This window comes from Kribbella sp. NPDC056951 (assembly GCF_042674205.1).
In the GTDB taxonomy this organism is placed as follows: Bacteria; Actinomycetota; Actinomycetes; order Propionibacteriales; family Kribbellaceae; genus Kribbella; species Kribbella yunnanensis.
Genome location: NZ_JBHUQZ010000001.1, coordinates 1,503,107 through 1,516,475, shown reverse-complemented (window position 1 = coordinate 1,516,475; position 13,369 = coordinate 1,503,107). Strand labels below are relative to the sequence as shown.

Below are 13,369 nucleotides of genomic sequence, written 5' to 3'. Positions count from 1 at the left end.
GTGGTTCCCTCTCGGTCCGTTCATTCAGGGCCGCACAAGCCTACCTCGGCCTTGGGCCGGTCGTGCACCGGAGCGCGTTCCAGTGCACGACCGAAGCGCCCGGACCTAGGTCTCGTTTCTCAGGAAGTCGTCGAGCGCGGCTCTCATATAGGTGTTGTAATTCTTGTTCTTGCCGGAGATCCCGGCTACATAATTCAACGGCGGCCGGTGCCTCAGGTGCATGTACTGTTCGAGACCGCGCACCACGAAGTAGTTGTCTGATCGGTATTCGACCTTGAATTCATAGGCGCTGAGCTTCGGGTCCCGGGCATGCTCCGCCTTCCTGCGCGCCAAGTCTTTTGTCCGGCCGGTACGCATGACGCGATCTGGATTCTGGGGATCGCGGAGCGAGTACACGCCACCCTTGGCTTCGTTATCGTCGTCTTCTGGATTTTCGGTTCCGCCACGGCTGACGGGAGGTTGCCGCGGCGGCCCGTCGCTTCCGGTCTTGCCAGCCGGAGGTGTCGAGTTGAGCTTGGGCTTTACTGCGGTCGGCGCGTTTCTCACTTGGGGTTTTGCCGCTGCCTTCGCCTGCGACGACGGTTTCTTCGCGGCCTGAACCGGTGGCGGGTCAGGCTGCAAGGTCCTGATGATGACGGGTTTGAAAATTCTCGCCGTGACCGGGATGCTCTTCAGTATCGTAATGACCCTGATGACCATCTCGATCCAGGTGCGGACGACGCGATGGAACAACCCCAGGATGCTGAGCATGATCGATTGCGTGCGGAGGACCGGCGTCTGCACCGGAACCGCGCTGGGTATCTTCACCACCGCGCGAACGAAGAACATGCGAAAAACGACGACCACGCCGAAGAGAAACCTGCCGTCCGGATCACTCGACGTGGTCGGCCTGTTGTTGGCGTAGGCGTAGCCGTTCAGCTGTTGGGGGTCCTCGTAGTCCGCGATCGGATCGACGGAGATGAACTTGCCGATGGTCGGGTCGTACTCTCGTGCCCGCAGGTGGACGAGTCCGGTGCTCGCGTCGTTGACCCCGCCGACGAAGCCTTTCTGCCCAGGCCAACTGGCCGGGGCCGCGCCACGTTGTTCGCCGTACGGGGTGGTGCGCCGACGCTGGAAGGTCTGATCGGAGGCTTTGACGGCAAGCTCGGGGGTGCCGTGGTGGTCGTTGCCGAGCCAGGTGACGTCGTCGCCGACGCGGATGGCGACGGTCTTCCGGGCATGTTCGTAGTACCGCGTTCCACTGACCTCCCCGGACGGCTTGAGCAGCAGTTCGGTCTGGCCGAAGTAGAACGTGGTGCCCGACGAGTCACGGCGCAGCACCCGGTTACCACCGGCGTCGTACACGAACGACGTGGTCTGGCCGCCTTTGCTGACGCTTTCGAGCTCACCCTCGACGTCCCAGCTCAATGTCTCGGCCGTTCCGGCGAGGTCGCGCTTTGTCAGGTTGCCGGTCTTGTCGTAGCCGTAGGTGTTGGTCCTGGTGCCGGTCGGGCCGTCCGTGGTGACCTTCTGGACGGCGTGCGGCTGGGCCTGGCCCGCAGCCGGGTACTCGTAGGCGCTGGTCGTCGTGGACCCGGCCGTGCGCTTCGTCTCACTCAGGCGATTGCCGGTCTTGTCGAACGTCCACGAGTGCCAGTACGGCGCTGGCCCGCCCAGCGCCGCGGAATCCGGTGCACCCGCGCAGTTGTTGCTCGACGGCGTCCAGGCGTCGGTCAAACGGCGCAGGTGGTCGTAACCGAAGCACTGCGTGTCAGTCGCCTCGCCACTACTTGCCGACGGCGTGTTGGTGATCTGCTTGACGTTGCCGGCTTGGTCATAGCTGTAAGCCAGACTCGAGATCCGGCGCGGAAGCGTCTCCCGTTCGGTCACCAGGCGGGAGAGACGACGTGTTCCCGACTCGTACTCGTACAGCTGCCGTACCCACTTACCGCCGCCTTGAGAGAGGGTGAGCGTCTCCAACTCTCCATAGGGCGTGTAGTCCGTGCCGGTGACGTAGGAGCTTGCACCGGTCAGTGTGGTCGGCAGGTCCTGATCGTTGTAGCCGAACCGCAAGGTCTCCTCGGGAAGCCCACCAACTCCTGGCAGCTCTGTGGTGGCTACCTCGCCGTCGGCGTTGTACGTGCTCTTGACGGCATAGGTGCCGGCGAGGACGCCTTCCCGCTCCGGCAGGACGATCTCGGTGCCCAGCGGGCGTCCGCCGGTGTCGTACCCGCTGACCTGGGTCGTGTAGGCCTGCCCGTCGATGAATCGGGTCGCCGAGGTCAGCGCGCCCTTGGCCAAGGTGTCGTAGGTCCACTCGGCTCGCTTGGGTCCCTGCAAGTTCCCCTCGTGGATCGACGTCTTGCGGCCGAGGTCGTCGTAGTCGTAGGCCAGCGTGCGTCCCTCGGCATCGGTTCCGGTCACGATCTGGCCGAGGTCGTTGTAGGTGTAGGTGGTCGTTCCCTTGTCCGGGTCGGATTCCTTCACCTTGCGGCCGCGCAGGTCGTACTCGAAGGTCCATCGGTTGCCGGCTGGATCCTGGACGGAAGCCAGCTGCCCGCTCCGGTGATACGTGTACGTCGTGCTGTCGTAGGCACCTGTTGGCGTGGCGCCGGTGAACTGCCGCAGCTCGGTCAGCCGGCCCTCGACATCGGTGATCCGCATGACGGGCATCTCGCCGGCCGGCGGCTGGATGGTGTGCGCTCCAAGGCCGTGCGTATGGGTGGTGCGCCACTTCTCCGCTGCGCCGGACTTCACGATCTCGACCGTCGGGCGTTCGGCGCCGTCGAAGCTGGTGATCTTCTGCAGAGGCAGTTCCGACTCGACCGGAATGAGGACTTCATCGCCCGGCGGGGCGCTGTTGTAGTACGGGCCGTTCTCCTTGACCAGCTCGCCCCGTGAGTCGTACACGTAGTCGGTGACGCGGCGGCCGCCACCGGGCGCGGCTTCCTGGGTCTGCCGGGGTCGCAGCAGCCCGTCGGTCAGCTCGATCGTTGACTCGCTCGCACCGTTGGCTTGCAGGGTGGTGGTCCGGACGGCGTTCGCGCCGTCCGCGCGCATCAGGTACTCGTAGGCGAAGTTCGGCTGGTCCGAGAGTGAGCGGCCGGGGAGCCACACCTGCTCCGTTCGGCCCATCGGGTCGTAGGCCGTCTGGGTTCGACCACCGTCGGCGCGGGTCACACTCAACGGTTCGCCCCAGGCCGGATCCAGCTCGGTGGTTTCGGTCTGCCCGTTCGAGGCGGTGACGACGAACTTCGTCACCGGCCCGGTCGTCGCCGGGGTGAAGGTTCGGTCGAGGCTCTTGCCCTCGGCATCGGTCAGTCTGATCCGGCGTCCCACGGTGTCGTAGGACGCGGAGTAGATCGTCTTGAGGATCGGTGCATCGGACTGGTCGTAGCCGCTCACCTGCTCGACCTTGGTGATGTCGCCCTTGATCGGAGTGCCGCCGCCGTCGTACTCGGTGCGGGTGTCGGCAAGGACGTCAGCGGTGGTCCAGGGCTGGTCACAGGCCTTGGCGACGGTGTGTTCGCGCACAAGTAGTTCGCTCAGCCCGACCGCTGGATTTTCGCCATAGGTGTAGCGCGTGCAGGTGTCGTCATCGGATTTCGCTACGTCGTTCAGTTCGTTCTTGTGGGTGATCGCGCCGACCGCGTTGTAGGTGTTGGAGGCGGTCCGACGCCTGCTCTGTGCGCCCGCGATCGTCTCCTCCCGGACGCTGGCGTCTTCGACCAGGAAGGCCTGGCTGGTGCCCCAGGGCTTGACCCGGGTCGCGCGCGGGGCCGAGATCCATCGGTCGTTGATCCTGCGGTCGACCAGGTCGGCGCCGTCGTACACGAGCTGCTCGCGCAACTGCCCGGCCAGTGCGTTGACGTCCTCGACCCGACCACCGACGGAATCTGTCAGCCAGATGTCCTTCTTGTTGCCGTTAGCAAGTTTATCGCCGTCCATGCCGCGGTGGAACCGGTTCTCGGTCACCGACTGAGTGCCGGACGGGTGGCCCTTGGTCACCCGGACCCGCTCGTAGCCGCGCCACTGCGACCAGGTCTTCTTGCCGATCTCGACCAGACCGTCCTCGTCGTCGTGCCGCCACGCGGGCGGGGTCAGGTACTCGACCTTGGTCACCACCGGTTCGAGGCCGCTGACCCGGTCGGATTCGGAGACCTGGGTGACGACGAACTTGTTGAACCAGTCCTGCCGCTCGGACTGGCCTTCCGGAGTCCACTTCGCCGGATGACAGCGTTTACCGTTCGTGTCCGGCGCCGGGAAGTTGCCCGGACCACAGTCCTTGGCCGAGTAGGCAACGGCGAGCTCACCACCGGTGCCGTAGTGGATCGTGCTGATCCGCCACCAGTTCATCGCCGGCAGGTTGTCGTTGTTGTTGACCCGGTTGGGCAGTTGCACACCGACGAAGTTGATCTCCGGCGCCGTGACGGTGCCGTTGACCAACCCGGCATTCGTCAGGCCCGCCAGCCACAGCCCGGCGCGGGTGCCGTCGCCGGGATCGGGGAAGGAGTGCCGCAGCGTCCAGGACTCGACGGCCGCGAACCCCGTGCCGCGCCAGACCTCGGTAGTCACCTTCGCGAGGCGCTTCTGAGTCCAGAAGGTCGGGCTGTACTTGTTCTCGCAGTTCGTGCTGCTGTTGCACTGCTGGTCCAGTGGCGTGTCCGGGTACAGGCCTGGCTGGGATGTCGTGCAGGCGCTGCCTGGCAGGCAGCGGTCGGCGGAGGTCGTCACGACCCGGGCCGTCGCGGGCTCGGTGTAGACCTGGCCGTCACGCTGGCCGTACTCGATGTGCTTCAGGTTGCCCGCCCGGACGTACTTGCTGACTGAGCCGGCCGAGAAGTTGCGCGCGTAGTAGTTCGTCTCGACGTCGTAGAAGAACGACATCGTGTTGCCGTGCCGGTCGACGACATAGTCGAGATTCCACTTGTAGGCCTGCTGGCAGTGCGAGTTCGCGAAAGAGCCCGAGTTGCAGGGCTCACCGGCGTTGTTGCCGAAGACCGGCACGGTCCAGGTCGATTGGGTCTCGGGATTGCCTGCGACCCAGCCGGTCAGGCGGTTGAGGCCGAAGTAGTACTTCGTACCGTCCTTGCTGGTGATGACCCAGTACTCGCCGTTGTCGTCGCCGTTCGCCGCGCCGGTCAAGCGCTCGACCGTCGAGCCGTCGTCGGCGGCCGGCCGCCACTTGCCGGTCGCGTCGTCACGGATCAGTTCGCCGCCTCCGCCGAGGAGGCTGAAGGTGGCGTTGTCCGTGGCCCAGCACAGGTCGCCGACCGTCCGGGTACCGTTGTTGCCGTTCTGCTCCGACTTCGACCCACAGCTGGCATACCGCCGTTCGATGGAACCGCCCGGAGCGAAGTCGAAGCCCTCACCGGCCCACGAAGGCTGGTTGTTGGTGGCCGAGGTCTTGCCGTCCACCGAGCCTGACGAGTACGACAGCGCCAGATCGATGGATGGTCCACCCGATCCCGGCGGCACGTCCATCGGGTACGACCATCCGAAGTCACCGGACGATCCACCGACCTGCCAAGTCGCCGAAGGCGAGAGCGCCGAGGCCTTGTGGTCTCCAGACGGTCCGCTCGGCGCGGCCTGTACGGCGAACTCGGAACGTTCGGCGCTCGGGGTCACCTCGGCCGACAACACGCCAGACCCGTCGTTCTGTGTTGGGACTGATTTCCCGGTGGAGAGGTCGACCATGCGCAGCCGGCTGGCCCAGTCTGCGCCGAAGGCGTTGCGGAACGAGCTGTAGTCGAAGTGAACCGACACCGGGCCGGCTGCCTTCCTTCCGTCGACGCGGCGCAGGCCGAACACGACCGATGCGTCGCGACGGCCAACCAGGTCGACCTCAACCGTCTTCGGTGTGCTCGTCCTGGCCGCTCCGGCAGCGGTCGCTCCGATCGCGATCGGCAGCCGTCCGGCCCTTGCCGCGGAAGCGGGGAGGGCCCGGGCGGGATCGCCTCGAAGTACGGTGCCCCAGTCGGTCGGCCGACTCTTGAAAGCCGGTACTGCCACCGAGGCCTTACCTGCCGTGGGCCAGTGGACAGCCGGAGCCTCAGTGATCGCACGGGTCTGGGCCGGGTCGGCGGCACGAGGTGCGACCTTCGCGTTCGTGCCGTTGACCGACCGTTCCTTCGCAGGCTTCCAGGCCACGTCGGCCTTGGCCTGGTCGATCCGCGTCACCACCGCCTCGGAGGCCTGCCCGGTGATCGTGGTGGCCAACGTCACCGCTGTGACGACGGCGATACCGATCCTGGCTGAGCGCCGGACACGCCTCAGCCTCAGTTTCGGCGGATCTCCCGCCGAGAACACGCGCGAGTCTGGCACGGACATATCTCCTCCAGCAGGACAGGCAGGGTGCGAGGCGAACCGAGGTCCTAGGTGGAGCAAGAGTCAGCGCAGGATCTAACCTCAGCAAGACCTTTTGAGCAGGTTCAAAGTCAGACTCATGTCACATTTCGGGAGGGGACTGCCCCGGGTCCGGCTGACTCGCCGGACTTGGTGGTTCAGGACCACGAGTGCGGCGGGTTGAACTGTCTGGATCGTGCCTGGGGTAGCTGAGCAGATCCCGGGCTGGCTGGCCCGTGGCACGTTGAGGACATCGTCACCCCGGGGCGGCGGAGGGCTGATAGACAGGTAGCCTTCCGCCGCCCCGGGGGTGTTTCGTGCTACGGATTCACTTCAGTTTTGCCGATCTCACCAAGGTGACTGTGTCGCGTGGCGCTTCGGCGGTGTGGGAGGTGCTGCTCAGTCTGCATATGTTGCAGCAGAGTGATGGGCGGGCGATTTTCGGGGGCTGGCGGCGGCGGACGCAGGCGGCGGTTCGACCGGAGGTGCTGGATCGGCTGCGGCGGTTGGCGCCGCCGCGGGGGTATTCGGCGGACTTCTTGACGCCCAGTGGCGAGGACGAGGACTTCGAGGCGGGGCTGGACCGGATCCTCAGTACGCCGAAGTGGCAGTTCGATGCGCAGTTGGGGAGGGTGGCGAAGTATCGCGCGCCGAGTGCCTGGACCGCGGCGCTCGGGTCGGGGCACCCGCGTGTGGTCGAGCAGTTGGGCGAGGCGTTGCGGACCTACCACTCGGCGGCGATCGCGCCGCATTGGCAGGCGATCAACACCCGCGTTGCCGGAGGCAACGGGCGGGTCGGGGACGAGATCGGGCGGATCGGGTTGGACCAGGTCCTGTCCACCTTGGGCCCCGGCATCCGCTGGAAGTCACCGGTCCTGGAGATCGACTCAATGATCGGGCCGGACGTGCACCTTCAAGGGCGTGGGCTGCGGCTGCAGTACTCGGCGTTCTGCTGGCAGGCTCCGACCAAGCTGCTGGAACCCGACGCGACGCCGATCCTCGTGCTCCCGCTGCCGGCTCACGCCGGCCCCTTCATCGGGCAGGCCGCCACCCGATCAGGGCAGGACCGAGTGAGCGCACTGATCGGCGGCACGCGATCCGCCGTACTGGAAGCCACGGTCACTCCCTGTACGACGACAGTCGTGGCGCGCCTTTGTGCGGTGTCGCTGGGGACCGCGAGCTACCAGCTCAGCATCCTGCGCGAGGGTGGCCTGATACGCAGCGATCGCCGTGGCCCCTCCGTCGAACACCGGATCACTCCCCTCGGCCTGCGACTCCTCTCCGCCACCGGCGAGTACAACACTCCCACGCTCACAGCCTAGGCAGGCGTTGGGAAACGGCGACTGCAACTCCGGCCGGGTAGCCTCCGGGGCATGGTGTTCGATACCGCGCGGTTCGATCTGCAGCCGTATGTCGGGTTCGAGATGGACCGGTACGTGCGGCGGACGTTCTGCAGCTGGGAAGACCTGGGATGGCAGTCGCTGATGGTGCAGTGGTTCGAGCACGTCCCGGTCGTCGAGGACATGGCACTGCCCGGTACGGCGGATCTGCACCTGGTGCTGCCGGTGTCCGGGCGCGCGGAGATGGAGACCAGTGGCGGCGGCCATGCCGTGCGCCATCCCTGGGTGCCGGGGCGGATCCAGCTCGGGATTCCGCACGCCCGTGGTCCGGCGGTACCGTGGCGACGCAACGATGCGCAGTGTGCAGGTGCACATCCCTCGCGACACCGTCGACTCGGTCGCCGCGCAACTGGGTGGCGAGGTGGACTATGACGCCATGGCCGCGTCCCTCGCCGAGCCGGATCCACTACTGGAGGAAACCATCCGGGCGGTTGGTGCCCCGGCCGGGGCCGGGGAGCTGTACGCCGAGTCCGCTGCCGCCTTCCTGACCACGCACCTGCTCACCCGGCATGCGCGGCTGGCGGTCGAGCGGGTTCCGGCGCGAGAGGACGCGAGGGTGCGCGCGGTCGTGGCGATCATGCGCGATCGGCTCGCCGAGCCGATCACCCTGGCCGACCTGGCTGCCGACGTACACCTGTCGATCTATCACGTGGTCCGCGTGTTCCGGGATGCGACCGGGGAGACGCCGCACCGGTTCCTCACCAGGCTGCGGGTTGAGGAGGCGAAACGCCTGCTGCGCGGCACCGCACTGCCACTGGACCGGATAGCCCGACGCTGCGGCTTCACCACGCCCGGCGCCCTTTCCACCGCGTTCCTGCGCCACACGGGATCCCGGCCCTCGACGTACCGCAATTCCTGACCGGTACGCCGCAATCGCGCGCATGGAGGGCCAACCGCTGTCACCGGTAGCGTTCCAGAAGTGCAGTCTTACGATGTCACCGCCGAATCCGAGGCGGCGCCCGCTGCTGTGTGGTCACTGCTGCTCGACCCGCGAAGCTGGCCGTCCTGGACACCGATCGACGCCCTGGAGATCGCGCAGTCGACCAGCCTGTCCGCTGACGGTCGGGACGGCGTCGGCGCGGTTCGTGCGTTCCGTACCGGAAAGGTGGTCACTGCCGAGCGGATCACTGCCCTGGCCCCGGAACGGCGGTTCGCCTACGAGGGCGTCGAGAACCCCTACCTGCGTGACTACCGTGCCGCGATCGAACTCCAGGAGCTGCCCGGCGGCGGCACCCGGATCCGCTGGCACGGCACGTTCTCGGCGCGTCTGGGAACCGGCTGGTTCCTCCAGCGGCAGCTGCGCGGCTTCATGCAGATCATGGCGACCGGACTGGCGGAACACGCCGTCAAACACGGCTGACAGGGACCACGACAAAACCGTGGGCCGCGAGGATAACCCTCGCGACCCACGGTCCTGAATTCAGCTACCTGACTTCACCGCTGCTGCGGCGATCGCGCAGGGGTGGGTGCCGGACTTGATCTGGCTGTTCGCCACCAGCGAGACCTCGATGTTGCCGGGGAACTTGGCGTGGCAGGTGACGGTCGAGCGACCGCCGGAGGTGTAGCCGCCGCCGTGGGCCTCGGCGCCGGCGGGCAGGAAGCTGTAGACCGAGTGCGGCCGCCAGCCGAGGTCGAGCGAGTCCATCCACGAGCGCACGGTGGGCGAGACGATCGTGCCGTGTCGCAGGTAGACCTGCCAGCGGACCATGTCCATCGCCGACATGTGCAGACCGCGGTAGCTCGGGCAGGCCTCGAAGTTCTTGCCCGACAGCTGGAAGAGCGAGCCGCCCGCAGCCGGGTCAGCCAGGTTGTACGACAGCGCCGCGGTGTCCGGGTTGGACGCGAGGCAGGTGATCCACGGCAGGCCCGCCGGCGTGAACAGCTTCTCGTTGACGTAGTACAGGGTCCACTGGCTCGAGTTCGGGCCGATCCATTCCGGTACGCCGCGACCCGGGTCGGTCAGATGCCACAGCCGCGGCAGCACCACGCGGGCGAACGAGTAGTTCGTGTTCGCATACTTGTACGACGATCCCGCGCCGACCGGCTTGGTCATCATGAACTTGAGCCCGTCGTACAGCTGGTTCATCTTCGGCTTGTCGGCCTCGTTGGCCGGGTCGGTCTCCATCTGGCCGACCCCGGAGGTGTGGCCGAGCAGATCCCGGATCCGGAGCCGCTGCCACGACGGGTCGGCGCCGGCCCGCATGTCCGGCGGCAGGTACGGCCAGATCTGGTGGTCCGGCGTGAGCCCGGCGGCCTCGGTCACCTTGAGCAGCGCCGCCGCGACCACGTTCTTCGTCGCACTCATGATGTCGAGCCGCGTGTACGGCGTGAAGTCGATGTCCTTGTCCAGCCGGGCCTTGCCGCCGGCCCCGGTCTTCGCCAGTACGCCGTTCTCCGCGATCGCGTAGGCGTATCCCACGGTGTTCCCCCCGCCCAGCGCCGTCTCCAGGCTCTGCGCGACCTTCGCCGTGTCCACGTCCAGGGTCGGTGTCCCGACGTTGGCCTCAGCCGTCCCCGCCCCCAGAATCGCGAACGCCGCAACCAGCGCGGCAATCATCGTCCCCTTCTTCATGACCAGCTCCTTTGTCCCCTCGCCCGCCCCTCCGGCGGCCGTGAAACAACAGTCGCAGCGCCCCCACCCCCCACGCGTGAGGGATGATCCCTCATTCCCAACACCCGACCCCCAGGTCCAGCCCCCCACGGATCGAGGGTGGGCGTGACCTTGTCGTTATTTATGCTGGCGCGGACGTCAACCATCTGGGGAGGTGAGTACTGTGCGGACTTTGCGTTATTTCCTTCAGGCGAGTCGCCGCGGCAAGAACCTTCGGGCTCGTCGCTGGGTGATCTACTACGCGGACTACTGATCGACGGGGCGGCTCGTCGGGCTTGTGGGCGGGCCGCCGCCAGTGAAGGCGAGTGTGATGGACGGCGTGGGCCCGATGTTCAGTAGTCGGCCGCTCGAGGTGCTGCGGGAGTGGGAGTCCGATCCGATCGGTGTCCGCGATCTCGGCGAGAGCGGCATCGTGGTCAGTGACCCGGTGCTGGCGCGGACAGTTCTCAAGAGCACGTCCGAGCCCTTCCACGCCGAGTCGGCGCCTTTCGGGCGGGTTCCGGGGTGGGACCCGGGTAGCGTCGAGAATCGCCCGGTCACCGCGGCGATGGGTCGGCTGCTGGACAACATCGCTCGCGATGTCGATCCTGGTCGGCTGGTGGAGTTGCTCGAGCCGGGTGGGGTGTGGCCCGCGGCGGTTGGCGAGATGTGCCTGCAGGCGGTGGTGGCTCAGCTCTTGCCGGGGGCCGAGCGCCGGCTCGTCGTACGGCTCAGTCGTGCGCTCGCTGGGTCAGCCGCACTCGCTCACCCCGCGGGACGCCGTACTCGATGGCAGGCGCGGCTGACGCACAGCCAAGCCATGGCGGCTTTGTACCGGCGCACGTCGCACAACAACGAACCGGTCGGCATCGAGCAGGTGCTCGCCGATGCGCTCGCCGACAACGACCAGGTCGCGTTGACACTGCACGGCCTCATCGGTGCGGCCTGCCGGGCCACGTCGGTCGCCATGGCCTGGGCTGTGTTGCTGAAGGCGGGCTGGACCCCCACAACCGACGTACCCGATCGGCTCGGTTTCGGCTCCGAACCGGATCCAGGTGACCCAATCCGCGAGTCACTGCGGCTCTGGCCCACCGCGTGGCTTCTCCATCGCCAGGTACGGCGGCCTGTCACGCTCGGAGCGCATGAACTGCAACCGGGCGCGGACGTGTTCGTCTGTACCTACCTCATGCACCGATCACCAGCCGCCTGGAAAAACCCGCTGGAGTATCAGCCAGAGCGCTGGATCGATCCCCCGGATGGTTATCGCGAAGGATATCTGCCGTTCGGAATCGGCCCCGCGGCCTGTGTCGGCTCGACGTTCGTCACCGTGTTGTCCGCCAAGCTTCTGTCGGCCCTCACCGAGCAGGGCGGCGTACAGGTGCGTCTGGTCGATCGCGACCCCGTCATGGGTCCCCTCTGCAGCCCGCCCAGATTCACGGTGGAGCACGTCTCATGAATCCTTGCGTCTAAGGTGGCGCAGTGGCTGAGATCGAGTGGGAAGAGGTTCGCGAGTTCACCCTGGGCACGGTCGCTCGACCGGCCACTCGCAAGCGGAACCGGATCGAGTGGGGACCGAAGGCCATTCGGGTGCCTCAGGGAGGCAAGCACGAGCGGGTCTTCACACCGTGCGCGTACGTCGCTTCCAACGGTCGACTCAGCCTGGATCCGGAGAACGAGCAGGTGCTGTGCTCTGTCGCCGAGACGGCGGAGAACAGCTTCGAGGTGCGCGACCAGCACGCTGAACTGATCGGGACGATCACCCGCGTCCCCTCCGGCAAGCCATTGCTTCGGCCGACCTGGCGAATCGAGCAGCCGGGCCGGCCGGAGATCGTCGGCCGCACCGAATGGCTCAGCGGCCAGCCGAAGGAACTCGCGGTGAAGGCTGCGGGGCGGTTGTTCACCGGCGTACTGGACGTGGTCTTCAGCGCGGGGGCCGAAGGCGGAGACCAGGTCACCAAGGGGCGAGTCCTGGAGTGGCGTGCCGATGACGAGGTCGTCATGCTCTCCGAGGGCAGCAAATCCGTCACCGTGACCGCCGACTGGCTGGACCGTCGGTTGCTGTTCGCCTACGCCCTGATCGCAGACTGATCGGCTCGATCTGATCGACGGCAACCTTTTGCCTTTGGTGGCAACTGGGATGCATGAGTACAACGAAGCACGGTACGGCGCGAAAGTATCGGCGGGCCGCCGGTCACGACCCCGCCGCCACCGCGCCGTACTGCGAAGGTCCACGCCCAGAACTCGGGCGGTTCCAGCACCGTCCGGGGAGGGTTCGCCCCTCCCCGGTGACGTCCGCTACTGGCATTGCTGTCAGAGGCTGCGGGCGCTGATGTCGCCATGTGCGGTGGTTGCGTGGATGGTGAGCTCCGGGGTGCCGTCGGTGTTCTTGAGCGAGTTCTCGATCCGGCCATAGGTGGTGCCGGCGTCGAGGCTGGCTGAGACACCGTGGGCGGCCTGGACCGACAGATCACCGGACTGCGTCTGTACGACGACGTGGCCGCGGACCGCCTCGCCGATCCGGATGTCGCCCTTGCTGGTGGTGATCTCCGAGGCTCCGTTGAGGCGGCCGACCGAGATGTCACCGGCGAGTGCCGTCAGCCGCACGCCGGCCGCTTCGTCGACGATGACTTCGCCGTACGCGCCGTTGAAGGTGATGTCACCGAGGCGTCCGTCGGTACGGAGACCGGCGGCAGCTGCCTTGGCTTCGACCGTCGAATCAACCGGAAGCTGAACGGTGACCTCGATGGAACCCGAAGCGCCGAAGACCCGGTTCTTCGCGACGGCCTCGATCCGTACGACGCCGTCGGCGTACTCGACTGTGGTTTGCTCGGCGACCTGGACGTCGCGACCCTTCGAAGCGTTCGAAGGCCGGACGTCGACGACGGTGTCGGCCCGGTCGGTGGCGACGAAGCGGACCTGACCGGCCGGGATGTCGACGACGACGGTGATCGGAGCGGGGGTGTCGAACTGGTGCATGGCAGTCTCCTCAGAATTTTGAATGAATTTCGATCGGCAAGCGATCACAAGAAGAACGATGAGCCGACGTCCTGACACC

At 66.7% G+C, this 13,369-nt stretch carries 9 protein-coding genes; 6 read left to right on the top strand and 3 right to left on the bottom strand.

The features are described 5' to 3' along the window. Positions 1–105: 105 nt before the first annotated feature. Complete coding sequence (locus tag ACFTSF_RS07005; protein WP_380152928.1) at positions 106–6,303, bottom strand: RHS repeat-associated core domain-containing protein; 6,198 nt, start codon at positions 6,301–6,303, stop codon at positions 106–108. 377 nt (positions 6,304–6,680) lie between these two features. On the opposite strand from ACFTSF_RS07005, the gene ACFTSF_RS07000 reads away from it, so the two are divergent. Genes ACFTSF_RS07000 through ACFTSF_RS06985 form a run of 4 tightly spaced genes read left to right on the top strand, consistent with a single transcriptional unit; the run spans position 6,681 to position 9,084 of the window. Continuing rightward, entirely contained in the window at positions 6,681–7,646 is a 966-nt protein-coding gene (locus ACFTSF_RS07000; RefSeq protein ID WP_380152926.1) for a helix-turn-helix domain-containing protein, read from the top strand. 51 nt (positions 7,647–7,697) lie between these two features. Then, positions 7,698–8,096 (top strand): hypothetical protein, encoded by a 399-nt coding sequence (locus tag ACFTSF_RS06995; protein ID WP_380152924.1) that lies wholly within the window; start codon positions 7,698–7,700, stop codon positions 8,094–8,096. Next, positions 8,017–8,583, top strand: coding sequence for a helix-turn-helix domain-containing protein (locus ACFTSF_RS06990; RefSeq protein ID WP_380152922.1), 567 nt, complete (start codon positions 8,017–8,019; stop codon positions 8,581–8,583). The genes ACFTSF_RS06995 and ACFTSF_RS06990 overlap by 80 nt, the downstream gene beginning before the upstream one ends. Before the next feature lie 60 nt (positions 8,584–8,643). Next, on the top strand, positions 8,644–9,084 hold the full coding sequence (locus ACFTSF_RS06985) for an SRPBCC family protein (RefSeq protein WP_380152920.1): 441 nt from the start codon (positions 8,644–8,646) through the stop codon (positions 9,082–9,084). Positions 9,085–9,144: 60 nt separating this feature from the next. Here ACFTSF_RS06985 and ACFTSF_RS06980 read toward each other — a convergent pair whose 3' ends face one another. Further along, positions 9,145–10,296 (bottom strand): serine hydrolase domain-containing protein, encoded by a 1,152-nt coding sequence (locus ACFTSF_RS06980; RefSeq protein WP_380152919.1) that lies wholly within the window; start codon positions 10,294–10,296, stop codon positions 9,145–9,147. A gap of 349 nt (positions 10,297–10,645) precedes the next feature. Between ACFTSF_RS06980 and ACFTSF_RS06975 the strand changes: the two genes are divergently transcribed. Then, positions 10,646–11,770, top strand: a complete 1,125-nt coding sequence (locus ACFTSF_RS06975; protein ID WP_380152917.1) for a cytochrome P450 — start codon at positions 10,646–10,648, stop codon at positions 11,768–11,770. 23 nt (positions 11,771–11,793) lie between these two features. Continuing rightward, positions 11,794–12,402: a hypothetical protein gene (locus ACFTSF_RS06970; RefSeq protein WP_380152916.1), complete on the top strand. Its 609-nt coding sequence runs from the start codon at positions 11,794–11,796 to the stop codon at positions 12,400–12,402. A gap of 222 nt (positions 12,403–12,624) precedes the next feature. Here ACFTSF_RS06970 and ACFTSF_RS06965 read toward each other — a convergent pair whose 3' ends face one another. Then, positions 12,625–13,290 carry a DUF4097 family beta strand repeat-containing protein gene (locus ACFTSF_RS06965; RefSeq protein ID WP_380152914.1) on the bottom strand — a complete coding sequence of 222 codons (666 nt, stop codon included), beginning with the start codon at positions 13,288–13,290 and terminating at the stop codon, positions 12,625–12,627. Positions 13,291–13,369 lie beyond the last annotated feature (79 nt).